At 50.0% G+C, this 26899-nt stretch carries 26 protein-coding genes and 1 pseudogene; 13 read left to right on the top strand and 14 right to left on the bottom strand.

Going from position 1 to position 26899, the window contains the following annotated elements:
* Positions 1 to 138: 138 nt before the first annotated feature.
* The 4 genes from WH277_RS15380 to WH277_RS15365 form a co-directional block, all read right to left on the bottom strand.
* Positions 139 to 1257: an NADH-dependent flavin oxidoreductase gene (locus WH277_RS15380; protein WP_339505891.1), complete on the bottom strand. Its 1119-nt coding sequence runs from the start codon at positions 1255 to 1257 to the stop codon at positions 139 to 141.
* Positions 1258 to 1263: 6 nt separating this feature from the next.
* Positions 1264 to 2328 (bottom strand): alpha/beta hydrolase, encoded by a 1065-nt coding sequence (locus WH277_RS15375; protein ID WP_339505890.1) that lies wholly within the window; start codon positions 2326 to 2328, stop codon positions 1264 to 1266.
* Between the two features lie 192 nt (positions 2329 to 2520).
* Entirely contained in the window at positions 2521 to 3411 is an 891-nt protein-coding gene (locus WH277_RS15370; protein WP_339505889.1) for a LysR family transcriptional regulator, read from the bottom strand.
* 506 nt (positions 3412 to 3917) lie between these two features.
* Positions 3918 to 4784, bottom strand: a complete 867-nt coding sequence (locus tag WH277_RS15365) for an aldo/keto reductase family oxidoreductase (RefSeq protein WP_133843224.1) — start codon at positions 4782 to 4784, stop codon at positions 3918 to 3920.
* A 102-nt stretch (positions 4785 to 4886) separates the two neighbouring features.
* On the opposite strand from WH277_RS15365, the gene WH277_RS15360 reads away from it, so the two are divergent.
* From WH277_RS15360 to WH277_RS15335, 5 genes and pseudogenes are all read left to right on the top strand, one after another.
* Positions 4887 to 5306, top strand: coding sequence for a cupin domain-containing protein (locus tag WH277_RS15360; protein WP_339505888.1), 420 nt, complete (start codon positions 4887 to 4889; stop codon positions 5304 to 5306).
* A gap of 31 nt (positions 5307 to 5337) precedes the next feature.
* Positions 5338 to 5808 (top strand): helix-turn-helix transcriptional regulator, encoded by a 471-nt coding sequence (locus tag WH277_RS15355; RefSeq protein WP_339505887.1) that lies wholly within the window; start codon positions 5338 to 5340, stop codon positions 5806 to 5808.
* A 228-nt stretch (positions 5809 to 6036) separates the two neighbouring features.
* A pseudogene (locus tag WH277_RS28715) lies at positions 6037 to 6353 on the top strand (recombinase family protein).
* A gap of 201 nt (positions 6354 to 6554) precedes the next feature.
* Positions 6555 to 7457, top strand: coding sequence for a LysR family transcriptional regulator (locus WH277_RS15340; protein ID WP_339505886.1), 903 nt, complete (start codon positions 6555 to 6557; stop codon positions 7455 to 7457).
* A gap of 200 nt (positions 7458 to 7657) precedes the next feature.
* The gene (locus WH277_RS15335; RefSeq protein WP_159336956.1) at positions 7658 to 8839 is read left to right on the top strand and encodes an MFS transporter; all 1182 of its coding nucleotides are present in this window, start codon (positions 7658 to 7660) and stop codon (positions 8837 to 8839) included.
* A 310-nt stretch (positions 8840 to 9149) separates the two neighbouring features.
* Here WH277_RS15335 and WH277_RS15330 read toward each other — a convergent pair whose 3' ends face one another.
* The gene (locus WH277_RS15330; protein WP_197931305.1) at positions 9150 to 10049 is read right to left on the bottom strand and encodes a LysR family transcriptional regulator; all 900 of its coding nucleotides are present in this window, start codon (positions 10047 to 10049) and stop codon (positions 9150 to 9152) included.
* A gap of 116 nt (positions 10050 to 10165) precedes the next feature.
* Here WH277_RS15330 and WH277_RS15325 point away from each other — a divergent pair, with 116 nt between their 5' ends.
* The 3 genes from WH277_RS15325 to WH277_RS15315 are packed head-to-tail and all read left to right on the top strand — an operon-like array spanning position 10166 to position 11936.
* Positions 10166 to 10798, top strand: a complete 633-nt coding sequence (locus WH277_RS15325; protein ID WP_339506368.1) for a DsbA family protein — start codon at positions 10166 to 10168, stop codon at positions 10796 to 10798.
* 57 nt (positions 10799 to 10855) lie between these two features.
* Positions 10856 to 11704, top strand: coding sequence for an MBL fold metallo-hydrolase (locus WH277_RS15320; RefSeq protein ID WP_171149672.1), 849 nt, complete (start codon positions 10856 to 10858; stop codon positions 11702 to 11704).
* 4 nt (positions 11705 to 11708) lie between these two features.
* Complete coding sequence (locus tag WH277_RS15315; protein WP_339505885.1) at positions 11709 to 11936, top strand: nuclear transport factor 2 family protein; 228 nt, start codon at positions 11709 to 11711, stop codon at positions 11934 to 11936.
* A 377-nt stretch (positions 11937 to 12313) separates the two neighbouring features.
* On the opposite strand, the gene WH277_RS15310 is transcribed toward WH277_RS15315, so the two are convergent.
* The 4 genes from WH277_RS15310 to WH277_RS15295 form a co-directional block, all read right to left on the bottom strand.
* Positions 12314 to 13315: an aminoimidazole riboside kinase gene (locus WH277_RS15310; RefSeq protein ID WP_339505884.1), complete on the bottom strand. Its 1002-nt coding sequence runs from the start codon at positions 13313 to 13315 to the stop codon at positions 12314 to 12316.
* 27 nt (positions 13316 to 13342) lie between these two features.
* Entirely contained in the window at positions 13343 to 14686 is a 1344-nt protein-coding gene (locus WH277_RS15305; RefSeq protein ID WP_259149728.1) for a carbohydrate porin, read from the bottom strand.
* Positions 14687 to 14807: 121 nt separating this feature from the next.
* On the bottom strand, positions 14808 to 16241 hold the full coding sequence (locus WH277_RS15300) for a glycoside hydrolase family 32 protein (RefSeq protein WP_339505883.1): 1434 nt from the start codon (positions 16239 to 16241) through the stop codon (positions 14808 to 14810).
* 18 nt (positions 16242 to 16259) lie between these two features.
* Complete coding sequence (locus WH277_RS15295; RefSeq protein ID WP_133843203.1) at positions 16260 to 17501, bottom strand: MFS transporter; 1242 nt, start codon at positions 17499 to 17501, stop codon at positions 16260 to 16262.
* Positions 17502 to 17744: 243 nt separating this feature from the next.
* Here WH277_RS15295 and WH277_RS15290 point away from each other — a divergent pair, with 243 nt between their 5' ends.
* Together WH277_RS15290 and WH277_RS15285 are read left to right on the top strand one after the other, a co-directional pair.
* Positions 17745 to 18740 (top strand): LacI family DNA-binding transcriptional regulator, encoded by a 996-nt coding sequence (locus WH277_RS15290; RefSeq protein ID WP_133843201.1) that lies wholly within the window; start codon positions 17745 to 17747, stop codon positions 18738 to 18740.
* A gap of 267 nt (positions 18741 to 19007) precedes the next feature.
* Positions 19008 to 19919, top strand: a complete 912-nt coding sequence (locus tag WH277_RS15285) for a LysR substrate-binding domain-containing protein (protein ID WP_339505882.1) — start codon at positions 19008 to 19010, stop codon at positions 19917 to 19919.
* Here the strand turns inward: WH277_RS15285 and WH277_RS15280 are convergent.
* Positions 19905 to 20606 carry a helix-turn-helix transcriptional regulator gene (locus WH277_RS15280; protein WP_339505881.1) on the bottom strand — a complete coding sequence of 234 codons (702 nt, stop codon included), beginning with the start codon at positions 20604 to 20606 and terminating at the stop codon, positions 19905 to 19907. The two genes, WH277_RS15285 and WH277_RS15280, sit on opposite strands and share 15 nt — an antisense overlap.
* Before the next feature lie 127 nt (positions 20607 to 20733).
* Between WH277_RS15280 and WH277_RS15275 the strand changes: the two genes are divergently transcribed.
* Positions 20734 to 22110 carry an MFS transporter gene (locus WH277_RS15275; protein WP_339505880.1) on the top strand — a complete coding sequence of 459 codons (1377 nt, stop codon included), beginning with the start codon at positions 20734 to 20736 and terminating at the stop codon, positions 22108 to 22110.
* Positions 22111 to 22118: 8 nt separating this feature from the next.
* Here the strand turns inward: WH277_RS15275 and WH277_RS15270 are convergent, their stop codons facing one another.
* Positions 22119 to 22775, bottom strand: a complete 657-nt coding sequence (locus WH277_RS15270) for a dTMP kinase (protein WP_339505879.1) — start codon at positions 22773 to 22775, stop codon at positions 22119 to 22121.
* Between the two features lie 87 nt (positions 22776 to 22862).
* Positions 22863 to 23204, bottom strand: coding sequence for an ArsR/SmtB family transcription factor (locus WH277_RS15265; protein ID WP_133843191.1), 342 nt, complete (start codon positions 23202 to 23204; stop codon positions 22863 to 22865).
* Between the two features lie 51 nt (positions 23205 to 23255).
* Here WH277_RS15265 and WH277_RS15260 point away from each other — a divergent pair, with 51 nt between their 5' ends.
* Positions 23256 to 24248, top strand: a complete 993-nt coding sequence (locus WH277_RS15260) for a threonine ammonia-lyase (RefSeq protein WP_192933179.1) — start codon at positions 23256 to 23258, stop codon at positions 24246 to 24248.
* Here WH277_RS15260 and WH277_RS15255 read toward each other — a convergent pair.
* A complete protein-coding gene (locus tag WH277_RS15255) occupies positions 24225 to 24785 on the bottom strand; it encodes an alpha/beta hydrolase (RefSeq protein ID WP_339505878.1) in 561 nt (186 codons plus the stop codon). The two genes, WH277_RS15260 and WH277_RS15255, sit on opposite strands and share 24 nt — an antisense overlap.
* Before the next feature lie 21 nt (positions 24786 to 24806).
* Positions 24807 to 25265, bottom strand: coding sequence for a GNAT family N-acetyltransferase (locus WH277_RS15250; protein WP_339505877.1), 459 nt, complete (start codon positions 25263 to 25265; stop codon positions 24807 to 24809).
* Positions 25266 to 25372: 107 nt separating this feature from the next.
* On the opposite strand from WH277_RS15250, the gene pdxR reads away from it, so the two are divergent.
* Complete coding sequence (gene pdxR / locus WH277_RS15245; RefSeq protein WP_339506366.1) at positions 25373 to 26863, top strand: MocR-like pyridoxine biosynthesis transcription factor PdxR; 1491 nt, start codon at positions 25373 to 25375, stop codon at positions 26861 to 26863.
* Positions 26864 to 26899 lie beyond the last annotated feature (36 nt).

Below are 26899 nucleotides of genomic sequence, written 5' to 3'. Positions count from 1 at the left end.
GGACTTAAAGGGATAAGATAAAATTTACATGGCCGTAACCCAGTTAATCCCGAAATCCAGCCATGTAAGAACTTTCCAGGTTCTGAAATGAATCAATGACAAGTTGATTCTAATTGTCATATTACGGTTAGGCCGTATTTAACGAATGTTGAACCAACCAGTTGTATCCTCAATGACACGCCACAGTTTCTGGGGTATAGCAAGTTGCTCTACGTCTGATGCAGCAATATTGAGAGCAATTTTTCCTTCAGCTTTGCCATCTACGAATTTAACCCAGTCTGGGTTCATAACCATACCCTGACCTACTGCCGTCAAAGATACCCCTGCTTTAACAGCATCCTCGGCTTGCTCTGGTGTTCGTAACTGCCCGGCAACAATCAGAGGTATACGTCCAGCAAGGTGGTCGCGCACGATTTCGATGACTTTGGGACCATTCGGTGCATCAACGGGTCTGGCTTCAAGTGCATTACCGAGTGATACATGAAGAAAATCAATACCCTCATCGACCAGTCGGTCAACCAGTTGAAGCGACTCATCAATGCGCAACCCATCTTCATAATGCTCGTCCAGGGAAATGCGGTATCCCATCAGGAAGGGATTGGCTGCATGCTCAGCAATCGTATTACGCACACTTTCAATGACGCTGAGTGGGAAACGCATACGCTTTTCAAGTGAACCGCCCCATTGATCATCTCTTCGGTTGGAATGAGGTGAGAAAAAGTTCTGAAGTAAAAAGCCATGAGCACCATGTAACTCAACACCATCAAATCCTGCTTCAATCGCACGGCGAGTTGCTTCACCGAAAGCCTGAATAACCGTTTCGACTTCAGCGCATGTCAGTTCACGAGGGGTAACGGACGGTGCGAAAGGACCGGCGTCACCGGTAATAGCGCTTGCAGCTACAATATCCGAAACCAGTTCAGGGCTGGTTTTCACACCTGCATGGAATATTTGTAAGATTGCCGGTGCTCCACCGCTTTTGGCAGCAATAGCAAGGCGCTTTAAACCGGGAATAAATTTGTCGTCATACGCAGCAAACTCTCCCGTAAACCCAATGCCGTTTTCCTGAACATGTGTACAACCAGTAATGACCAGCCCGATGTCCTGAACGCGTCGACGATAATATGCTTCTTCCTCATGAGACACCGTGCCGTCATCATTACCCGCCCAGGTCGTCATCGGGGCCATCACAATAAGGTTGCGCAGCGTCACACCTTTACCCAGTGGAAATCTTTCAAGAAGTGGAGTTTGTTTCATGGATAGTTATACCTGTACGAGATTATTTTTGAAGAAAGGAGTCAGCTGACTCGCTGCAACTGTTGCCCCCTGACCATCATAGAGATCCATGTGCGTCGCACCTGGGATGATATGCAGCGTTTTTTGAACAGAAGCAGCAGTTTTGTGTAATTCCTGGCTGTGCCAGAGCGAGCCAGCTTTGCTACCAGCTACAATTAGTAGTGGCTGTGTTAAATAGACATCCGCCCCTTCAAATCCGGTGAAAGATGCCAGCGTACTGATACTTGTCATCAGCATTTGATTGGTGGAAGTCGGATATTTTCCGCGTTCGGTTAGATAGTAGTCCGCAGCTTCCTGAAGATCTTTTGGGGCACTGGTATCACCCAATTGGGGCACATAGTTGACATAAACCGGTGCGCCGCCTGCTGCTTCGATTGTGCGCTGTTTAGCAACCGCATCCAGAGTTGGAATGAGTTCAGATTCTGATGTTGTTCCCTCCCAACCTTTACGGGTCGCCGCCCCAACATCTACGGCACTGACTGTTGCCAGCGCTTTGATTCGGCGTTCCGTCATCGATGCTTTAACCGTGATACCACTGCCTGCACAAACGCCTAATGCGCCGATACGATTATTATCGACATAAGGAAGAGTGGTCAGGTAATCGACTGCGCTATAGAAATCGACGACTCGCTTCATGGGATCATCAATAAAACGTGGTAATCCGCCACTAGCCCCCTGATGGGAGGCATCAAACGCCAGGGTGATAAATCCTTCTTTAGCCAGTTTGAGGGCATAAAGGCCCGCAGTCTGTTCCTTAACACCACCGCCTGGGTGGACAACGACAATTGCAGCGTATTGACGGCTTTCGCTGAAGTCCGGGGGAACATAGACGTTTCCGGACATCATTATTTCATTGTTCCGGAACAGGACACTGCTGACTGTGACGCTATCTACGTGTGTCGTGGTGCCAGATGTACGAGGTGTTGGTGAGAGCAGGGCTGAAACATGACCCGCCATCAATAATCCTGCTGAAGCCACTGAACTCGTCAGGATAAAATTTCGGCGGCTTAACCCGCCTGCTTTTTTACTCATTGCAAGACTCCTTCATTTACATGATGACGGCCCTGGCCGCTGAAAGAACACAGATTGTTTCAGCAGCCATCTTAATCTCTTTAATATTCAGAAATTAGAGGCTTAATTTCGCATGGGCTTAGAAGGAGGTTTTATTAATAGGGTTATAAGAAACTGAGTTCGATATAGACCAGTACAAACAGCGCTCAAAGGTTATGGGGCGCGGAGTGCTTCGAGCACAAGTGCAAATGCCGGAGAATGTTGCAGACGGCTGGGGTAGTAAAGATGATAGGGGGGACGCGGTGGACACCAGTCTGTCAGCACCTGGACTAACATCCCGTTTTCAAGATGATTCTCCACGGTATCTAGCGGCAGATAAGCAAGTCCCAGTCCATCAAGGGCGGCCTGCCTCATCATATTTATGGTGCTGAAAGTCGCTCGTCCATCAATACGGACCTTAATTTCAGTCTCATCCTTGCGAAACTCCCAGGTATAGAATCCGCCATGAGTGGGCAGGCGTAATCTGATACAGCTATGATCGTTTAAATCACGAGGCGTGACCGGATATGTCTTCCCCATGAAATAAGAGGGTGCTCCGACCACTGCAAAACGGAAGTCTCTGGCAAGCGGCAGGGAAATCATATCCATATCGACCTGTTCGCCCAACCGAACTCCAGCATCATAACGTTCAGCGACGATATCCTTGAGTCCGTACTCGCTGATAATTTCAATGTTGATATCGGGATATTCAAGCATCACCGGGGCGAGCTTAGGCCAGAGTATTGTATCGGCTGCGTGTTCAACGGCAGTAATACGCACAGTACCAGCGGGTTTTTCTCTCAATCCACTGAGCGCGGCGATCTCACTTTCAATTTCGTCAAAGTGTGGTCCTATACGGGAAAGTAGCCGTTCGCCAGCTTCTGTCACAGAAACGCTACGTGTGGTACGTGTAAGAAGACGAAGACCAAGATCTGCTTCAAGAGTCCTTACGGTGTAGCTCAGCGCCGACTGTGAGACACCTAATTGAGCGGCCGCTTTTGTGAAGCTTTTTTCTCGGGCTACTGCGATAAAGGCTTGATAATCGTTAATATTTTTACGGCGCATTTATTGACCAGGTTCTTTTGGATTAATATTTCTAACTTATAAAATAATTCCTGGCGTGGAGGTTTGTCTATTGGTAACGATCCAACATTCCTCATCCACGGCAAGTATCCATTAGCACTCACTAATGCTCAATAGAACCAAGGCTTACCAACTTCCGCTTCTGGCACAGGGCGGACATCCCATCTTCTTACGGGCTAGAGGGCCAATCGTGCGAAAAATCACGTTGAGAAACTAACTGTAGTCATTTTGAAACTAGATCGTATCAAGATAGATTTCCGATACCCATCAGCGTGGTTTGTAAATCGCCGGACGTCATCCCCCCCCCCAGGGTACTCGGTTTGGCCAACTAGCATGAGGCGACCAGCACGCCTGGCCCCTCTCCAAATGCAGCCGCGCCGACAACGCGCCAGTGTTGGGCAACAAATACAGCATGATGTCGCCTAACGTGTTGTCGAACATAACCGCCCGTTCGGCATTGCTTGGTGTCCCACTGGTATCCTGAATCCTTAGCCTGCAATACTATCCAGTGCCGTAATCGATTCATCAGGTAAATAAAGTGCAGCCGCTGCGAGGTTTTCTCGTAAATGCTCCAAAGATGAGGTGCCCGGAATGAGCAGAATGTTCGGCGAACGGCGCAAAAGCCACGCTAAAGCGACCTGCATTCCTGTCGCATTCAGGTTTTCAGCTACTTCAGTCAGAATGGATGACTGGAAGGGACTAAAACCGTTAAGGGGGAAAAATGGGACATAAGCTATATCCGCCTGTGCCAGGGTATCTATCAAGGCATCATCCTGGCGGTGAGCCAGATTGTAATGGTTTTGCACGCAGACAATCTCACAGATTTTACGGCTTTCCTCAATCTGCATCGCGGTAACATTGCTCAGGCCGATATGTCCCACTAATCCCTGTTGCTGAAGCTCTGCAAGCACGGTCAGTGGCGCTTCGATGGAACCTTCAGTTGGACCATCCACACCAAGCATTATCCTTAAGTTAACGACTTCAAGCCGTTCCAGCCCAAGATTTTTCAGGTTGTCATGCACTGAACGGGTAAGCGTCCCGGGCGATAAATCAGGGATCCACTCACCATTATTGCCGCGTACTGCACCAATTTTCGTGACGATTGTTAGATCTTGTGCGTAAGGCGCAAGCGCTTCTCGTATCAGTCTGTTGGTAACATGTGGACCGTAATAATCACTGGTATCAATGTGATTTACGCCAGCGCTGACCGCCTCATACAGCACTTTTACCGCTTTATCATAATCCCGCGGTTGTCCAAATGCGCCCGGCCCTGCTAATTGCATTGCGCCATAGCCAAGCCGGTTTACGCTGCGATCGCCAAGAGAATATGTGCCTGCGTGACTGATATCCGTCATAAAAACCTCTTACTGTAAAGTCGAGCAGATACCATAGGAGAAAAATTTAATCCGCACTATGCTATAACGTCCCCTTTATCTTTGAGATCGTCCAAATTAGCTATGGATCCCCTTTCTGATGTTCTCGCGCTGCTTAAACCACGCGGTTATGTCTCCACCGCATTAGATGCTGGCGGAGAATGGGCGCTGCGCTTTCCTTCCAATGCGGGAATAAAATGTTATTCAATCGTGTCGGGGCATTGCTGGCTGTCGATAGAGGGTGTTGATGACCCTATTACCCTGAGCGCCGGCGATAGCTTTCTGTTACCCGGAGGACGGCCATTTGTCATGGCCAGCAATCTTTTGCTACCGTCGGTAGATTCTAATGAAGTCTTTGCGTCCCCAAGGATAAAGGGGGTTATCAGCCACAATGGCGGCGGAAATTGTCTGATGGTAGGCAGTCGCTTTTTTTTTGGCCAGCGCCATGCCGGTATCTTGCTCTCAATGTTGCCACCTGTCGTTTTTTTACCGGGCAAAAGCTGACCAGGCGGTTTTACTTTGGTCGGTTAACCTCATGATTCAGGAGCTTTCTGAGCAACGGCCAGGCAGTGAATTGACTGCCGAACATTTGGCACATTTGATAATGATTCAGGCGCTACGGATGCATATGAATGAAGGCAGTAAAAACGGTGGTATGGGATGGCTTTATGCGTTAGCCGATCCGAAGCTCGCTGCGGCGCTTAATGCGATGCACTCCACCCCGGCGCATCGCTGGACACTCGCGGAATTAGCGAATTACGCCGGAATGTCACGTTCGGCTTTTGCCTTAAATTTTAAAAAGGTGGTCGGCACAACTACGATGGAATATCTAACACAATGGCGCATGATGCTGGCCGGTGAAAAGTTACTTAATTCAGGGCTTCCAATTTCAGCAATTGCACCGTCCCTTGGCTATGAATCTGAAAGCGCCTTCAGCACGGCATTTAAACGCGTGATCGGATGCTCGCCTCGGGATTATACCCGACGTCATCGCCTCTCAGATTAAAAGGGTGGAACGCACACGCTTTTCGTGCCTGAAGATGTTAAGGAAATGATAACGCTATTCACCATATGCGGTGTTTATACGTATGTCGATCCAGAGGAAAATGCGCCCTTTTCATTTTTGGCTGAACAGCTGTAGCCCTGTTTTATCGGGGCATGGGAGATGCGCTGGCGTAGTACCTGAAAACATATCCCGCAGCCCCAGGGGGAGGAAAATCGCTTTTTTACGGACATGATGTGGGGAGATATGGACGAGCGCGAAGGACTGCAACGACTGCTGGTCCGTGCAGAACAGGAGGACATTATCCTCTGTACCAAAATGGACCAACTGGGCCGTAATACGTCTGACATGATCAAAATCGTCGACACATGTTATAAAAAGAGATAGCCATCAGGCTTCTGAATAATGGGCTGAGTACTGAAGTAACGACGGGTAAAATGGTTATTCAGATCCTTGCAGCCGTTGCAGAGGCGGAACGTGAACGAATATTAGAACGTAGCAACGAGGGCAGAGTGGTTGCGATGGCGGCAGGGGTTAAAACCTCATAAAGGGTCGTGAATGGCTCTGAAACTTATTCACCGTGATATTCCCATTAAGATGGTGATGGAGAAAACCGGCATTTGACGGGCAACTTACTTTCGGTTGAAGAATCATCAGAGCCGTTCCTGATGTTCAGAAGATACAAATGAAATTTTCAGGCTCCTGCCTCGGAAGCGCTAAACATCTTCACATAAATGACCGGGGACATAATGGATAATTATAATCAGTTGCTTGCATTCATATGGGCGTATGAATACGGCAACTTTTCTGCCGCCGCGCGGGCAAACGGATTGACGCCTTCAGCAATGAGTAAACTCATCAGCCGGCTTGAGGCGAGATTACAGGTAAGACTCTTCCATCGCGGAACGAGAACGTTAACGCTGACCGAAGAGGGACACGTTTATCTTAACAGTGCCCGGGCAGTCGTTGACGCAATGACGGAGGCTGATTCACTGGCTGAAGATATGCCATCACGCATCAGCGGGCAGCTGAAAATCCGTACTATGACTACCTTTGCCCGTTATCATATCCTTCCATGGTTGTCCGAGTTTATTGACGCCTACCCTGACCTCAACGTTGATATTGAAACGGGGCCGGTTTACCGGGATGACTTTGATAAAGGGCTGGATTTGGCCATTTATGGTGGTGTACTTGCGAGTTCTTCCCGAATCGCCCGTCGTATCGGTGAGAGTCAGTGGATTACCTGCGCTTCGCCGGCCTACATCACCAGGTACGGCATACCCTCCCATCCCCGTGAGTTGATGGAGCATCGCTGTTTTCACTTTAATTTCGATAGCCACTGGAACCAGTGGCTATTCGCCGAAAACAATCAGAGCATCATATTCCCGGTGAAACCGGTTGCCTCCGTGTCGCAGGGCGATTTGTTGCGCGATCTTGCCATTCAGGGAGAAGGTATCGTCCGGCTGGCTGACTTCCACGTTCACCGGGATATCAGAGAAGGAAGATTAATCCCGCTTTTGAAGGCATTCCAGTCTCCTGTCAGAGAGCCGCTCTATATAATTTACGCAAAAAGGCAGCATCTTAGCCCACGCATCCGCTGTTTTATTGAATTCATGGAAAAACAGATAGCCCTTCATCCCTGGAACATTTGAATTTTCAGTCAGCCCTTACTACTTGTCCCTCAGGTCATATTTTAATACCCACTGTGAAACTACGTCACAGTGGGTATTCCTGCTGCTCGAATCCCGTCGCTAACGGATCGTGTTACTGTTTTATGGATTTTTACAGAACGAATCCATTTTCCAGGACACAATAAATTACTATGTCAGACAGACAAACATCACGGGCAGGGATGGCACTGGCCCTGGCTTTCTTTTCCGGAATGCTGAGCAGCAGCCTTCCCACTCCACTCTATCCCGTGTACATCAGTTTATATGGCTTCAGCGCTTCTCAGATAATGGCGGTGTTTGGCGTCTATGCGGCAGGTGTACTTTTCGCGCTGGCATTTACTGCCAAATTCAATATCAGGACTGACCTGTATACAAGACCTCTCTATGCAGGTCTGGCATGCGTTTTGCTGTCATCACTACTAATGATGTTTGCAGATAACCTTATGATACTTCTCCTCGGCCGATTTGTTACGGGTCTGGGTTCAGGTATTTTAATGGCCTATATTAACCGCTCGCTGATTAAATTATTTGATACGGAAGTAAGTAATACTGCGGCATTGACGGCTTCTGCCTCGTTGATCCTTGGACAGGCTATTGGCCCATTAATAACGGGGGAAATCGTGCATCGCGGTTTTTATGCACTTAAGGCTCCCTACGTAATTCTTTTTATTCTGGTTACAGCTTCAGTATTTGCGATCAGGGGCAGTCGTCTGGTGATTAACAGGCACAGTACGCCCGTAACCGGTGAACGGAAAAATGTCAACGCTCAAGGTCATAAGGCGCTCTCTTTCCGGGACGTCATCGTCTGCTGCATGGCCATATTTCTTTCATGGGCGATGGCGTCCACGTTTATGTCCCAGGGGCCCACCCTCGCCCGCACCTACTTCAATGTTACCAGCGTGCAGCTGGTAAGCTATTCACTGTCGGTATTCCTACTGATTGCAGGTATCACCCAGATAGTGATGAGAAAAAAACACCATTATTCATCGCTGAAAATCGGAATTGTTACCCAACTTGCTGCGGTTTTGATCGTCCTCTGCAGTGTATACACAACGGATCCCTTCCTTCTTTTCATAGCCGTGATGCTCGAAGGATTCGCCTATGGGGCAATACTGGTCGGTGCCGCCACTATCGTTAATGTGGTCGCCAGGCAGAGTCAGCGGCACCACCTGATAAACCTTCTTTACATTGTGGGATACGTGGGTAACTGGTTGCCGTTTTCGCTGAGTGTAATGATGGATCATTTCTCCCAGGAAAAAGCCCTGAATGCCTATCTTTGTTTGTGCAGTGTTTTAAGTGCGTGTATTGCTTTATCGGCTTATTTCGCGGGAAGGAGCCAGCCAAAATCATGGGTCGGAGCATAAAATACTAAATAACATAGACGGAAAATCAATCATCCGGGCCCATCTATGCATGACGGCCGGAAATAGAATGCGAAAAATTCAAACGTAAAGTCAAAATTAAAGGAAAATAAAGATGTTATTATGAATGCTAATTTCCCGAAAGTCGATCACATCGTCTAAGGAAGGCTCCTCCCTTACGAGCGCTCAGCCTTGATGACCTGGTATTGCCATCTTCGTGGAAGATAACACGTCTACGGTTGCTGAAATTGCCACGATGACCGGTATGCTGCGTATTCCTGAATCAAAACTGGCATGCAAAAGATAAGCACAATCAGCGCTCTTTATCTTTCTCCATCAATATATTTAAAAATGAGCGTACCTTTGTCGGGCGAAATCGAGATGCGGGAAAAACTGCATGAATCTCACCTGAAGGTAGTTCCCATTCTGGGAGCACCTGAATTAAGCGGCCAGAAATAAGATCATCACTGACAACGTAATCCGGCAACACAGAGATGCCTGCACCTTCTCTCACCGCTTCACGGACCGCCAGTGTGTTATTAATGAATATCGAGGGCTGAACGTTGATACTTTGTTGATCCGATCCATTCAGCGTGAAATGCCACTGAGAAGGTTCACGCAGAGCTGTATTGGCTATAAAAGGCAGTGGTTTGATATCTTGTGGTTTATTAATTTTTTCTACCTGCGGCTGCATATTGCGCGGGGCTATCAGCAGCTGCCGGAAGTGCCCGATTTTCCTTGCCTGCAAATGTGAGTCATCTAACCAGCCCACACGGATGGCTATTTCTATATCTTTGTCCACGATATCAAACTTGTTATCACTTATCACGGCGTCAACTTTGCAGTCTGGATAGCGCTGACTGAATGCAGTGATAGCTGGAACGACGACGCTGATCCCATAGTCAAAAGGCGCTGTCAGCCTCAATGTCCCAGAGGGCTCAGCCACCAGTGCGTCTAACTCTGCAAAGGCTTCCTCTGTTTCACGTAGAATAGACGCACAGTGCTCATAAAAGACTTTTCCCGCATCCGTTAAGCGAATGGTACGAGTGGTACGGATAAGAAGAGTGGTGTTCAACTCCTCTTCAAGACGCGCGACCTGATGACTGACTACCGCTTTAGTTATACCCAAACGCTCGGCAGCTGCAGTAAATGAGCCAGCTTCAACCACGGAGACAAAGTAGGCAAGGCGTCTGATATTTCCCAGTTTTCTCACTATCGCATTCCAATTGTATGTTTTTAGATGACAAGCTGTTTACCATGGATGTATTTAATATCCAATGAAAGTTTTCTATGATGAGCTACTTTTAAAAATAGGGGGCACCTGTGAACATGATTCTTAATTACTTATTCGATCCACTTTGCGGTTGGTGCTACGGCGCGTCACCTGTGCTTACTGAACTAAATGACATTCCGGGTATTAAACTTGAGTTCATGCCAACCGGCCTGTTTTCAGATGCCGGTGCACGTCCCATGAACAATGAATTTGCTGCTTTTGCGTGGGAAAACGACCAGCGAATTTCTAATATCACCGGGCAGCCTTTTTCCGAGATTTATCGCGAAAAAGTGCTTCATGACCAGCAGAAAAAATTTGACAGTGGTTCAGCCACGCTTGCGATTACTGCAGTATCGCTGTCAAACCCTTCGCGGGAAATTGAAGCGCTGAAAGCAATACAACGCGCCCGTTATGTTGAGGGGCTTGACGTCACGTCATTGTCGGTTCTTGCGGGTGTGTTAAGTTCTCAGGGGTTGGAAAATGCAGCGAAGAAAGTGTTGGATCCTACAGCAGACTTGCTCGAAGCAAACCATACTCGTACTGAGCGTGCGAAACGATTAATACGGGAATTTGGCGCACGCGGTGTTCCCACTTTTATTGCCGAATCCGGCTCAAAGCGCTGGATGCTAAACTCAAGCATATTGTTTTCAAACCCTCATGAATGGGTACGTCAGTTAGTGAATTCATAACGTCTGGTGAAAGCAATGCTCACCTAATTACCACTTTAACAGAAGGGGAAAAATACGATGACACTACAAACCAACGTCCCTGATGCAGGGAAGAACATTCCCCTGAGTTGGACACATTTTCCTGCCGGCGAGCACGGTTTTTATCGCTCGCCAGTGCTGATCTCTGGCGATAAGGAAGCCGTACTTATTGACGGTGGTTTTACGCTCGCCGATGGCAGACTGCTGGCAGAGGCTATCCAGAAAACAGGTAAAAAGCTGACCACAATCTATATTAGCCAAAGCGACCCTGATTACTACTTTAGCCTCGGTCCGGTAAGAGCAGCCTTTCCGGAAGCTCGTGTCGTTGCCGCATCGTCGACAATCGACGCCATTAAGAAAAGTGTTGATAAGAAACTGGCAGTGTGGGGCCCACAACTCCAGGACAACGGCCCGCAAACGTTGTCAGACATCGTTATGCCCGAGGTCTTTGACGAGGATGCGTTATCTCTCGAAGGCCAGGCCCTCGAAATTATCGATGCTGATGGCCTCGCTAACCGTCGTTATCTCTGGGTACCTTCGCTTAACGCCATTTTTGGCGGTGTACTGGTGTTCTCTGGTACCCATGTGTGGACCGCCGACACTCAAGGTCCAGAGGCTCGCGCACTTTGGATAAAAAATCTGGACACCATGGCATCCAGACATCCCACGACGGTCATCGCAGGGCATATGTTATCTGAGGGTACTACCGATATTTCAGCAATAACCTATACCCGCGACTATCTTCTGGCTTTTGAGAACGAGCTTAGTCTGGCCGGCGACAGTAGCGAACTGATTGCAGCCATGACAAAACGTTATCCTGATGCTGGCATGAGTGTCGCTTTACAAATTGGTGCAAAAGTCGCCAAGGGCGAAATGAGTTGGGGATAGAATAATGAAGAGTAATGTGGAAATTATACGCGCGACTTATGAAGGTACCTCTGGAGAAAATGGAAAGAACCTGCTTGCTGTCCTGTCCCCCAATGCGACATGGACTGAAGCGGCTGGGTTCCCCTATGCAGGGACTTACACCGGTGCAGAAGAGATAATCGCTAACGTATTTCAGCGACTGGATAAACACCTTCGACGTTACCTCTGGCTACGCTTCATTTCCAGAGAGTAAAATAGTAATGTTCACCCATGCTGCGGAACACTCATACCAGATTTATGGAGCCCCCAACGGTGGTCATTCTGGTTGTCTTGACAGAAATAAAATTCAGATTTACCTTACTTATTAGCCAGTTACTGGCAAAGGCGATCCCAGTCAGAAGAGCCAAATTTATGTTTCATGCATCTTCACGAATCTGTATACGATTGAGATTCAACGAGGAGAACGACACTAAAATCCGCAGTCTCAGGCCTTCTGAAAAACCTTTCAACGTTTGCAATCAACACCGCCTGTACCCGTTAGTTAATCCCGGCAGTTAACGTTTCTGGTATCTCAAATATCGCATCAGTGCCCGTAAAGCGATGATGCGATAAGTGAAAAGAAAATCTCGTTTACCGCACAGCACGTAATCCGTCAGAGTTAGCTGTTTTTAATCCCTGGAGTTGGGGTGTATGCACATGAAATGAGAGCATATTTTCAGCATCAATAAACTGCTTAACACCCTGTTTATCGGGTAATGCTGTCAATGCGCCCTTTTGCGTCGTCGCCAGCGCTCCGCAGGCGCTGGCCGGTGTGATAGCTTTCTCGAGTTGTATTAAATCATCCAGTGGATTTCCCTGTGCGATGCTTGCCAGCAACCCTGCCATGAAGCCATCCCCCGCTCCCGTTGTGTCCAGGCTTTCCACCTCGAATGCACTTACGCGAACAAACTTGCCCTGCCACAATACGTCTGCACCGTTTACCCCCCTGGTAACCACTTTCAGGCATGAAGGGTATTCCATTAATAAACTCAGCGCGTTCTCATGATGGTTTGTCCCAGCCAGCCAGTACAACTCCTCTTCTGAAAGCTTGAGAATATCCGCCTCGCGTGCAAAATGACGCACGGTATCAGACATGATCATGGGGTCCGGCCACATTTGTTCACGTAGATTAAGATCAAAACTTAACATCCCTCCGCGCTGTTTAATCTGATCCACTGCCCGCACCAGGGTTTCGCGACAATCCACAGCCACCAACGCCAGCGAACAAAAATGCAAAATGTCGTTGCCGAAATCCGGCAGATTCGTGGAAGACAAAAACTGATCTGCCGAGGGATTGACCAAAAAAGTAAAACTGCGATCGCTGTTTTCACCGAGGGAAACCACCACTGTGCTGGTGCGATGTTCGGCATCAAATTGCATATGCTGTGTATCAACATTCTTCTCAGCAAGCGTGTCCTGAAGAAAATGACCGAAAGGGTCATCACCTACCCTGCCAATAAATCCACAATCACATCCCAACTGTGCAGCACCAACGGCTACATTGACCGGTGCGCCGCCCGCACACGCCGTATACTGCATCATCCCCTCAGGCATCAAATCGACTACCGCGTCACCCAATGTCCAGATTTTCATTTGACCTCCTTAGCGCAATGAATAGAGTTAGAAAAGATATTTAAAACGCACCCGTGCGCCATAACGGTTATCGGTATTGCCCGTTTTAACCGCCGGTGATTCAAGCCATGAGGCATAGGCCCCGAGATAAATATTGAAGTTAGGCATATCCATGATGTCAGGCAGCTGCCATGAAGAATGGATGGTATGAATGTCATATTTTCCCGGTGCAAGGATCGCGCAGTCGCTGTCACAGTCACTGGCCAGGCCGGCCATATTGAACTTGTCGATATTGTTGTGCGCATAGATGTAACCAAGTTCCACGCGATGCCATAAGGCATTAATTCCTGCGCTAAAATCTTTTTCGTCAGCGGCATCGAGATATGCGGTGCTCAGGTTAACGACTGCGCCGTTTTCTGCATTGGTTTTGAGTGTGTTCCAGCTCATGGTCATGCCGTAGCCTGTCCGGCTTGACTGATCGACCCAAACACCCTGCGTATTTTGATATCCATAAGCGTTGTTCACCAGGTTGCTTTCGACAGCGGCGGCGACCGACCACTCGCCGGATTGCCAGGCCACGACCGGGCGGGCATAAACCACATTTTTTCGGTTATCTAACGCGTTGCCGTGATAGTTATTGTCGACAAATAGCGAACTGCCATCTTCTATTAGCGTGTTGAGTTCGAAATACCAGTTGTCGAGGGTTTTACTGAGCAGGAAATTGCCACCGCTGCTGCTACGCCCACGCCCCTCTTTCATCATGTAGATATAACCGTAGCCGTCACTGTAGAGATCGTTAGCGGTGTTCCCGGAATACTCAATAAACGTATCCTGGTTTAGCGGGAACATATCCCAGGCCTCGAAGCGACCTATTTTAATTTTCCAGTCATTCTGCTGACCAAAGAAAAATGCCGCATCATCGAGATTCATTTTCCCGTTGATATCAGCCAGTGGCTGAACACTAAATCCAGCATATTTTCCATTAATGCCATTTCGCAGACCATCAAACCCAAGGAGAATGCGACCATTCATATCCCAGCGTTCTTTATCTCCGGGGGCCCAGTTTTTATTACTACTGGTTTTTACCGACGTCAGGCTACCGGTACGGCTGGCACCATCCATATTAAATTCAACATCACCATAAAATTTTATATCACTATTGCCAGTGAGCTGAAGAGCAGGAGTGGCGGGAACGTTATTGACCACAGGGGATACTTGCTTCTCCTGCTTAAGGACGCGAATTTCTGCCTCCGCAGTCGCAGCGCGTTGTTCCGTGACTTTCAGTCGCTGCTCCATTTGTTCCAGCCGTTGTTCGAGTGAAAGCGCATCCTGTGCATTCGCTGCTGAGGAGAGTACAGACGTCAAAATACATCCGAGCCAGATTTTATTCATCGGAAAGACCTTCTTATTATTTATAGTAATGCATCATTTTGGTGTAAATACAGCCCAGAGATAAATACAGTAATAACCCGCCCATCCTCCAGGACAGGTTATTTTCGACACTCACTATGGATTATCCCAGCTGCCAGGCTCCGGCATCTGATAATGTCGCCGTTCCATGCCAGGCAAATAAACTTAATTCGCGGCGATCGGCATCAGGATATATTCGGCTGCTGAGGCACGCCTCACCGTCATTAACGAATACCTCGACCGAAGAACTATCAATAAACATACGTAAAGCCAGAGGAGCGCCGGGCACCAACGGTACACTACGCGTGCCACATAATCCGTACTGCGGATAGCGGCGCTCAAGCACCAGACGCTGCATCTGTGTATCAACATAAACACGCAGGCCTTCACCCAGACTCAGTCCATACTGTTCCGCGTCACTGTTTGCGCAATCCCAGTGAAGCACAACTTCCATGGCTTCCCCTTTTTCCGCCATCAGGATCTGCTGATTTTTCAAGGTACTGACAGGCCAGGGGAACCAGGCCTGACGCAGCGCGTCGACCTCTTTCGCGGGCCGCATTTGCAGGCGATTGTTGTCATCAAGACTCAGCTCACGCGGCAGAGACAGCATCCCGGCCCAGCCGTCCTGTTGCTCCGGCAGCGGCGACTCCCACATATCCAGCCAGCCAATGATGATGCGGCGGCCATCCGGCGTCAGGAAGCTCTGTGGGGCATAGAAGTCATGTCCGTTGTCCATTTCGGCAAATTCCCCTGCGCGGACAAACGGCTCTCCAGGCTGCCAGTCACCCACCAGATAGCCGCTCTGGAACAGGTTGCGGTTCTCAAAACCCTGCGCGGCGATCCCCTGCGGGGAAAACATCAGGACACGTTTGCCATTAAGGGTAAAGAAATCAGGGCACTCCCACATAAAGCCCATTCCGTTTTCTGCCTCATCCAGGATCCCTTCATCCTGCCACTGACGCAGATCGGCTGAGCGATACAACCGGACTTGCCCGGTATCGCCAACGCGCGCACCGACGACCATGTACCAGCTATCCCCTTCGCGCCATACCTTAGGGTCGCGGAAATGATGCAAGTCCGGCGGGGTATCGATAATGATCCCCTCACGCTTAAAGTGAATACCATCGGTGCTGGTGGCCAGGCACTGCACCTGATAAAGGTTCTCTTCATTGCCGACATCGCCGTGAAATTTGTGTCCGGTGTAAATCAGCGACAGGGTATCGCCATCAACCACCGCCGAACCAGAAAAACACCCGTCTTTGTCTTCCGGCCCTTCCGGGGACAGCGCAACAGGTAAATGCTCCCAGTGAAGCAAATCTTTGCTCCGCGCATGTCCCCAGTGCATCGGCCCCCACTGAGTGGAATACGGATGGTGCTGGTAAAAAGCGTGATACCAACCATCAAACCACACCAGGCCATTAGGATCGTTAATCCAGCCAGCCCTTGCGGCCAGGTGATAATGCGGGTACCAGCGCAGGTTTAGCCTCTCGCGTTTAGCCTCAAGTTCATGTTCAGCGTTAGCAATTGAGTACGTCATAGTCTTCACTCTTTTCATTCAAATAGTAGAAAGTTGCGGTATTTGCGGATCCCGGGTGGGTTTACCGGAGCGCAACAAGAAGATGGAAATAAAGGTGATACAGAACACCATCAGCCCCATAACCAGATAGGACTGGGCAAATCCATATTTTTCGTAGCTGTAGCCTGCGAGGGGTGACAGCACGGTGGCGATCACTGAACTCGTACAGGCAAAGCCCACCAGATAGAGCGTGGAGGAGAGCCGTTTATCGAAGTTAAGACTGTTGTACTTGAAGATAGAGATTAACAGTACCGGTAGCTCAACGGCATGTAACAGCTTAGTGATGGAGATAAGCAGTGGACCTTCCACTAAGCCGGAAGCGATCATGCGCATCGCCATCACTATTCCGGCGAAAATCAGACCATTTTTGGCACCGATACGATTGACCAGCCATGGAGCACAGAACATGCCAGCAGCCTCAAGGAACACCTGAAATGAATTCAGATATCCGTACATGGCATTTCCTTCATGTTGCGTCGGGAACTGTGAGGAAAAATAGACCGGGAACTGCTGATCGTAGACGCCGTAGATACAGGTCCCGACCACAAAGAACACCAGAGCCCAGAAGCGCGGCAGGGTCAGCAGACGAACCGCATCTTCCAGCGTGACTTTTCCGCCTGATACGGCCTCCTGCATCGCATGTGGTGCCGAAGAGACGCGCAACCGCATCAAAAGCATAAAGAAGATCAGACCGGAACAGCTGGCGACCACGAAGTTTAACTTCGGGTTTATATTAAACAGCAGCCCGGCGAAAAACGTTGCCACCGCCCAGCCCAGCGACCCCCACATTCTTGCTTTTCCGAATTCAAACTGGCTCTGGCGTGCGACACGCTCGGTGTAGGATTCCAGAACACCAATACCGCCATTGAATGTCAGACCGATATAGACACCACCAAAAAAACTGCCAAGAAAGACATTCACTTTCAGAAGATGACCAAAAAGCAGATAAGCCGGGCCGGAAAAGATCAACAATGCCGTGATAAACCAAAGCAGGTTCTTGCGCAAACCGAGCTTATCCTGAATAAAACCATAACAAATTTGCACAAACAGGGTGGAAAACGACATCACTGAAAAGATGATTCCGGTATCCCCTGCTTTCAGACCGACTTCCTGATGCAGCCAGATAGAGAGCAGTGAGCCAGTAGAGGACCAGGTCACAAAGAAAAAGAATAATAAAGCGCTGAGTATCAGATAACTTTGAGAATGATGGGTTTTCATCATGGCAATCTCATGCGGAGTTGGAGCATAAATGATAACGTTAACATAAAATCAAATGCATGCCTTTTTACGGCAATTCTAGATGTTAATCACAAAAGTTAACGTTAACATTGAGAATATGAGATCATGATCAACTTTTCTTATTCGCTGTAATCGATACCCGCAGTCCATAATCACGTATGATCCTTTTACATCAGTAAGTTAGTTATATAACCTGTGGCAGAGTGATAAGGCTGGAGCAAAACAATGGCATCCCTGAAAGATGTGGCAAAACTGGCAAACGTCTCGCTGATGACTGTATCCAGGGCATTAAACTCCCCGGAACGCCTGAAGCCGGAGACATTGTCTCGCGTACAGTCCGCTATCGATGCGATGAATTACGTGCCCGATTTATCGGCAAAAAAAATACGCGGTGCTCACGCGATTCCAAAAACCATCGGGGTGTTAGCACTGGATACCGTCACCACCCCCTTTTCAGTGGAAATCACACTCTCTATTGAAGAAACGGCACGCGCACATGGCTGGAACAGCTTTGTGGTGAACATGTTTTCCGATGACAGCCCGGAAAATATCGTCGATCTGCTTCTCTCACATCGGCCGGATGGCATTATCTATACAACAATGGGATTACGGCAGGTGCCGCTACCCGGGAAGTTGTTAAACCTCCCCTGCGTACTGGCCAACTGCGAAAGCCTGCATCAACAGGTTGCGAGTTATATTCCGGATGATGAACGTGGGCAGTATGCTGCGGTGCGTGCACTTTTTTCTGCAGGCTATCGTCGCCCGCTCTGCTTACATTTACCTGAAAATCAAGTCGCTACCATCAGACGTCGCAAAGGTCTGGAACAGGCATGCAGGGAAGCAGGTATAGCGCCTGATACACTCGACCACTATTACATGGGATATGGGGATGAACATTATCGCGATATTCCCAACAGGGTTTTAGCGCATATCCATCAAGGCATACCTCAATTTGATTCAATTGTGTGTGGAAATGATCGTATCGCCTTTATGGTCTATCAGACTCTGCTGTCACAGGGGTTAAGAATACCCCAAGATGTCGCGGTGCTTGGCTACGATAATATGGTCGGTATTGGCGATCTATTCTTACCATCACTGTCAACGGTGCAATTACCCCATTACGAGATCGGTCGTCTTAGTGCGCTTCATATTATTAACGGTGAGTCTCATCAGAAAACGGTGGCCGTTGAAAGCCCGTTGCTACTTCGTGAATCGGTGTAAAAAACAACGTAAATCTGCCTTGCTCGTCCAACGCAATCGGCTTAGCTCACCGATACTTCCTCACATGCCACCCATTCGTAAAGTGAAGGAACATAAATAACATCGGTATCAGTGTCAGGAAGATTGAAGCGTCTGTGCTGCGTCAATCAGAAGAATATTCGTCACACGATTGAGAGCTACCATCCGACATATTACTGCAGGGTGCAAATGATGAAGCACAGTCCAACACTGTATTTAATATAACTTCAGACGTATTCATGAGGTCTCATGATCGAAACCCGGCTTCTTGTCCAGTTCATTGCCGTTGCAGAAGAATTGCACTTTAACCGCGCCGCGCAGCGACTCCATATGGCGCAGCCCCCCCTGAGCCAGGCGATCCGCAGGCTGGAGCAGGAAATGGGCGTTTCGCTGTTTGAACGCACCAATCGCAGCGTGTCGCTGACGCCTGCAGGAGAAGACTTTCTCGAATCCGCCAGAGAGGTATTGCGTATTCTTGACGAAGGCGTTGAGAAAAGCCGCCGGGTGTCACAGGGTATTGAAGGCCATCTCACCCTCACCTTTATCAGCATTGCACAGTATGGCCCCCTGCTACACGCCCTCAGGAACTTTCGTGCTGCCTTCCCTGCCGTCTCTTTCACGATGAATGAGGCCACGACGCAAGAACAGGTTGATGCCCTTGAGCAAGGACGCGCCGACCTGGGATTTATGCGGCCGCCAGGCAGAACCTCACCTGGCCTGCGTTTCAACGCCATATTGCGCGAACCTGTTGTGATCGCTTTGCCTGCTGAACACCGCCTTGCAAGCTGCGAGAGCATCCCACTGGCAGCACTTCAATGTGACCACTTCGTTTCAGCCCCGCGCCACCTGGGCCAGGGTTTTCATGACCAGCTTGTGCAGCTCTGCGAAGCCGCTGGATTCACACCTCACATTGCACAGGAGGCCCGGCAATTGCAGACACTCGTTGCACTGGTTGCCAGCGGCTTCGGCGTCGCGCTGTTACCCGCCTCACTGGCGCAGGAGCCGCGGAAGGACGTGATATTCCGGCCACTTGAGGTCGATGCGCCGGCCGAGATCCAGTTACTTACGTCCCCAGACGCCGGGGATGTGTATACGATTCATCCCAGAATATCGGGCAGCCGAAGGCATCTGTTCAAAGAAAGACCACTATTCATGCCGTAGCGATCCTTGCTGATGGCGAATACCAAAGTGTTGCGCTAAGGCTTCCCATCCCGACGCGGTGACGTTCAACGCTCTTGATTGATTCGAGCGGCTCAGCCATTCCCACGCAGTAAATGCCTCCAGCATAGCGGAGCCAAGAGGGCCTGCGAGGTGATATTGCCGCTCGGTCCAGTCAAGGCACAAACGGTTATTACCTGCGCGTTCCGCACTGATTTCCACGCCTTGCTGTTCAAACCAGCGATGCCCCTGAACAGTGAGCACCGCGTGTTGGCCTGCTTGCATGGTAATCAGCCCCTGGATGAGCATCCTTTGCGTAATCAGCACGCCGATTTGCCCGGCTAAATGATCGTAACAACAACGCGCAAAACGCAGCGCTTTCGCTGCACTATTGGGCGTTGTTTGCCACTGCGAAGTGACAGGCCCGACCGAGGCCAGACTTTCTAAGAGCTGGGAAATATGTGGCCCGGCCAGGCGGTAATAACGATAGCGCCCGACAGACTCGACGGTGACAAGCCCGCCATCACGCAGTTTTGCGAGATGAAAACTGGCGGTTTGTGCTGTGATATTGGCGGCCTCTGCCAGAGCGCTGGCAGAAAGTGCTTCGCCTCCAGAGAGGTTAATGAGCATTATCGAACGCACCGGCTCGGCGATGAGATGGGCCACGACAGAGATGTGAAATTGGTTCATTGTTGCGCCCGTAAAAGTGAAGTCAGTGTTCCTCAGAGGGGATAATACTTCGATACAGCTCGAATCATTATTTAGCGCGTGCGGGGTATAGTCAATAAATCTCATTTATGGACTATGACCTCGACTCATGAACAACACCCCTTCGGCTCAAAAATGGTTGTTAGCGGCGACCAGTATCAGTTATATCATCGTGATTCTTGATACCTCGATTGTGAACGTTGCACTTGCACCGCTGGCCGCCACTCTGCATTCGACCATTACCGGCCTGCAATGGGTAGTCAGTGCCTATACCGTCACTTTCGCCAGTCTGCTGCTCAGCGGTGGTGCTTTAGGCGACAAACTGGGGGCAAAAAACGTTTATCTCACCAGTCTGCTGCTCTTTGCACTGGCTTCAGCGGGATGTGGTTTTTCATCCACATTGCCCACCCTGATCTTCTCGAGGATATTGCAGGGGGTCGGTGCGGCCTTGCTGGTCCCCTCCTCTCTGGCGTTGATCAACAGTGCGTTCCCTCAGTCTCGGGATCGTGCCAGAGCCATCGGTATCTGGGCCGGATGCGGTGGAATTGCCATGGCGGCCGGTCCGTTATTGGGCGGTTTGCTGATCCATTTATCAGGCTGGCGAAGTATCTTCCTGGTCAATGTCCCCATTGCCGTACTCGGGGCTGTACTGGCAACGCGCATTCCTGCGATAAAAATCACTGTTCGCGAGAGGCAGATGGATTTTGCAGGGCAGTTACTGGCGATTATCGCACTGGGATCGTCTATTGCCGTGCTGATTGAAGGTGTCCATCGTGGATGGCGTGACCCGTGGATTTGCGGAGGAATACTGGTGGCGGTCATTGCCTGGGGGGTTTTCATCTTTACCGAGCGCACAATCAACCAGCCGATGCTGCCGATGACACTCTTTCGCCTTGCTGATTTTTCTGCCTCGGTTAGCGTCTCGCTGATTTCTGGATTAGTGTTTTACGGGGTGTTCTTCCTGCTCAGCCTGTACTTCGGGGCCGTGCGCGGCTGGTCATCGCTGGACGTGGGTCTCGCCTTCCTTCCCTTGACCTTGCTGGTCACGTTGGGCAGCTTTAGCGCCGGAAAACTTAACCGCCTGCTTGGCCCATTTTGGCTGATGACAGGATGCTGCGGGCTCTACGCCGCCGGATTCGCAGGGTTAATGATAGTAAGAGAAAATACACCCTATTGGCAGATCGCACTTTGCTTTCCTGCACTCGGCCTTGCCGCTGGCATCATTACACCGGTCGCCACGGCAATTGTCATGGGCTCGACAGGCAAAGAGCACGCTGGAATTGCCGCCGGCGTGCTCAACGCAAGCCGACAAACGGGTTCCGCGCTGGGAGTCGCAATCTTTGGGGGATTGCTTAACGCGGTCAAACCGCTCGCAGAGGATATTGACATCGCCCTCTGCGTCGGCATCGCCTTCTCACTGCTCGCCAGCCTGTTATGCTCCACCCTGCTGAGCAGGAATTCAGCCTGTAAGAAAAACACGCCGTGAAAACGGGCTCAGGGAACGGACTGCCCCGGCGATGTGATCTGAATCCCTGTGGCGCACCCAGGCACGCGGTAGATCTCAGAAATCACCTGCATCGTGGCGTCTTCGATTGTTCCTTCATTACGGCATAAAACCCAGCCGTTATCGGCAATTTCTCGCTCGAACGCCTGGCTACAGGCAACATGTTCTTCCAGCTTATGAATCACCGTACTGCTTAGCCCACGCGATCGGGCCGCGGCCCTTGCCCATGAAATATCAGGCGCTGTCACCACCCCGACATGCAGGTCTGGCGTTCGCACGTTTCGTTCAAGGTTAAGCTGTAAAATCTCTGCGAAGGGAACCATGCGGCGAAACGCGGCATCCGATGGATACCAGCGATCCATCAAGATAATGCTGTCCGGTGGCTGTTTAGCCAGCACGTGCCGGGATATCCAGGCACGGCTGGCGGCCAGGCGCTCACACACCTCCCATTCCAACGCCAGGGTGGGTTGTCTGGCGAGCCTGTTAACGAGAACCATGGTTTCGCGCCTGTAGGGATCGCTTTTTTTCTCGCAAAGGCGGATCACCTTCTTGTTGTCAGCCCTGAGGGCTTTGGTCATGGCCTCCAACAGTGTGGTTTTACCAGCGCCCTTGGGCCCATCCAGCGTCACAAACAGCGGACGACTCATGGTTCAAATGACGCTTGATAGACGGTTTTTGTAAAGCTCAAATCAGGCAAAAGCATCTTACGTCCTTCGTATGTTTTGATCTGCGCGCTACTCATGTGGACGCGTTGCCCGTTTTCCATACTCCGACAACATTGCCGTTGCTTCATCCATCCGTTGACGATCAAGTTTATAGAATACCCAGTTCTTGATACGTTTCGAGGTCACAATTCCGGCTTTAGCCAGATTTTGTAGATGGCCTGTCACTGTGGGCTGACTCAGACCAATTTTTTCGGTGATAAACCCGACACACACACCGTCCTCAACCAGGTCGCCGTCCTGCTGCTCGGGAAAATGTGACCTTGGATCGGACAGCCATTCAACAATCACGAGCCGGTGCTCATTACCCAGGGCGCGAAAAATATCGGCCATTAACGTCTTTGAGTTGTTCATATAGCCAATTACCTATATAGTCATTTTCTTATATAACTTCAGGAGAATACTATGACAAACCCCGCACAAAGGCCAATGGGCAGTGTCACGCTGAAAGATATTTATGCCGCTTCCCAGCGAATTAAGGCAACAGTATGCAGGACACCGCTGGAGCCTTCGCAGGAACTGTCTGCCCTTGTCGGGGCGGAGGTCAGACTCAAAATGGAAAATCTCCAGCATACCGGTAGCTTTAAGCTGAGAGGCGCCGCAAACGTTCTTGCCAGTCTTGATGCAGAACAGCGAAGCACCGGCGTCATCGCCCCGACGGCGGGGAACCATGGCTTAGGACTTGCCTGTGCGGGGCATGTAACAGGCATACCCGTATCCATATACTTACCGCATTCAGCAGACCCGATGAAGGTCTCGGCGATGAAAAATTATGGTGCTCAGGTGACCTTTTTTGACAGTATTGAAGACGCAAGGCAAGCCGCTATTGCCGCAGCGCAACAGTCCGGCGCGACGTTCGTCTCCGCGTACAATAATGAGCAGATGATTGCCGGGGGCGGCACCGTCGGTCTGGAAATTATGGAAGACTGGGCAGATGCTGACGTTATTCTCGTGAACATCGGCGGCGGCGGGCTGGCCTCAGGTATTGCGACGGCCATCAAAGCCATTAACCCTGCTGCCGAAGTGTGGGCAATACAAAGCGAAGCGAGCCCGACATTTGCGCGCTGGAAAGACGCTGGCGAGACGATTCCTGTGGAAATAACGTCATCAATCGCCGAAGGCATCAGTGGCTACATAGAGCCCGAAACGATGACCTGGCCACTTATACGCGACCGTGTCGATCGTGTTCTTCTCGTCTCAGAAGCCGAAATTAAAGCAGCGATGGCGTTAATGCTTAATCTGCATCGCCATGTTGTAGAGCCTTCAGGAGTCCCCGCAGTTGCGGCAGTCCTTCGTTATGCAAAAGAACTGAGCGGGCGTAACGCTGTCTGCGTGGTCAGCGGTAGAAACATATCTGGCTCCCGCTATCTCGGATTAGTGAATGAGGCCACACGCTGAAGAAACGACATCCTCAGCCGTAGTCGATTGAACGATGAGCGTTTCCAGGCGTTGGAGCGGCGAGCCGTATTGATGATAGGCATCGGCGATCGCCTGGCCTGCCGGGTGCCAGAGCTGATAGCTGGACTCCGCCATCTCGGTGTTGAGATGATGGAGCATGGTGGGTGAGTCGCTCCCTGCTAACCAAAATTCAAACAGCTGATCCCGTGCATATTCCCAGCGATTTTCTTGCTGCATCTCTGTGATGGCACTGAAAAACTCCGTCGACGGCTGATTCATGATCCAGTCCAGGAATATCATAGCAGGCACGCGTTCAGTTAAACTTTCCGCTAAGTCCACGGCGATCCAACTGGCGTGGGCGACGGAAACCGGGACAACGCGCTTCAACCCGAGATGTTCAATGAGTGCCAGGGCGTCAGATAATAACGCTGCCCCGCCAAAATCCTGACCATCAGTGGAAGATTTCCCATGGCCCCGCCAGTCTGGAGTGACAACCCGAAAAGACGCGGCGGCCAGGCAGGGAGAGCTGGCAGCCATTAACGCCTTACTCACTCATGTTTAGAGAGGCATTCTGTACTCGATAACCCCCGGTTTCTCGGCCACCCAGTCATAAAGCCTCTGTGCCGTTACGTTCTTTTCCTGGGTATGCCAGTATAAGCGCCCACACTGGCGCTCGCGGGCCTGCCGTTGCACATAGTCAATCAGATGTTTTCCTGTCTGTTTACCCCGACTATTGGGGGCCACAAACAGATCTTCTAAATAACAGAAATCACTGACCGACCATGTTGAGCGGTGAAAAACATAGTGAACAAATCCGATGAGAGTCTCTCCCTCTTTTGCGACAGCGCAATACATCGGTTCATCAGCATCAAAAAAGCGCCCCCATGTTGCTAATGTCGTCTCTTCTGGTAGCTCCACGCCATAGAATTGCTGATAGCTCAACCAGTAAGGTAGCCATGCTGAGTAATCGGCCTCTTGAACGGGCACCACGGAAATTTCTAAATTTTCATCATTCATATCAATCACTTTTTTAAAATGAAACGTATCAGGTGATGAAAGAGTAACGCTGACAGTGGTATTGTATAAGACACACTTTGTTGATTTTTTATGGATCCACTTTGGCAATAAAAAAGAACGCGGCCAGCTTTCCCAGCATATTGTTAAAAAACGGGAAAATTAAAGAACAGTTCTATTCGGTGATCAAAGAACTGATCCTGAATGGTCAGCTTCAAACAGGGAAAAAACTCCCCTCCAGCCGGACATTTTCTGAAATGATGTCCATATCAAGAAACTCTGTTCTCGCAGGCTTAGAACGCCTGACTGATGAGGGCTACCTGATCGCTAAACAAGGATCGGGAACCTATGTGGCATCGATCATTCCTGATGAGGTGATGCACAGTCAGCCGCAAGCCTCTTATTTACCGGCGAGCCTTGATAAGGGGAGCCCCGACATTAATCCGCATATGCAGGTCATGAGAAACATATGGGATGAAACGCAGCCCTGCTCGGGGCAAAATCTGACGTTTAATATTGGCGTCGGCTGCAGAGATTTATTCCCTTATGAACTTTGGGGTCGCCTGTTAGGACGCACCTGGCGTCAGTTCCGCCACCAGGATGGAAAACTGAATGAACTCCAGGGGTTTAAACCCTTACGGCAGGCTATCAGTAAATATGTCTGCACCACGCGCGGCCTGCATTGCACCGAGCAGCAGATACTGATTGTTAATGGTACACAGCAAGCCATGAATCTGGCCGCACAGGTACTATTGCAAAAAGGGGATGAAGTCTGGCTGGATGAGCCGGGCTATGATGGTGCGTTAGGGGCGTTTACCGCCATGGGGGCCACCCTCCGTCCTGTCGTCGTCAGTGATAACAATGGCATGGACGTTGCGTATGGCATCAGGCACTGGCCCCAGGCCAAATTGATTTTCACCTCTCCCTCTCATCAGTTTCCGCTGGGCGGAACATTAAGTTTATCCCGCAGGCTGGCGCTACTGGAGTGGGCCGCTGAAAATAACATGTGGATATTCGAAGATGATTATAACAGTGAGTTCAGGTACACCGGCCAGCCAATACAAGCCCTTCAGGGGTTAGATAAACATCAGCGCGTGATCTATGCAGGAACCTTCTCCAAAATGATGTTTCCAGGATTTCATTTAGGTTTCCTGGTGGTTCCAGAACATTTAGTGGCGTCTTTTAACATTGCCAAATATTACGCCGATACACGAACCTCGTATTTAGAACAAACGATCCTTGCCGCTTTCATTTCTGAAGGCCATTACGCCCGTCACGTCAGGCGGGTGAGAAAAGCCTGTCATGAACGCCAGCAGGTGATGATTGAGGCCATCAAATTATATCTGCCGGAAATCGTCTGTGTGGAACCGTCGGATTCAGGTATTCATCTTGTCTGCTGGTTAGCGGATAACCTTGAAGAATCCGTCATCATTGAGCACTGCCGTCAAGCGGGTTTAGGCGCACAGCCGCTTTCACGCTACTGCCAGACCAGGCCAGCGAAGCAGGCGATTTTGTTCGGTTTTGCCGCGCATCCACCGTCAGAGATCGTTGAAGGCATCAAGAAACTGGCTCAACAACTTGCTGAAAATAAAAGAGATTGAAACTGATAAACAGCCTGTTGCCTCTGTGCAGAGATA

Origin of the sequence: Erwinia sp. MYb416 (assembly GCF_037479575.1) — a bacterium.
GTDB classification, from domain to species: domain Bacteria; phylum Pseudomonadota; class Gammaproteobacteria; order Enterobacterales; family Enterobacteriaceae; genus Erwinia; species Erwinia rhapontici.
Note: the sequence above shows the minus strand (reverse complement) of the source record. Positions and strands in the feature narration are given on the sequence as shown.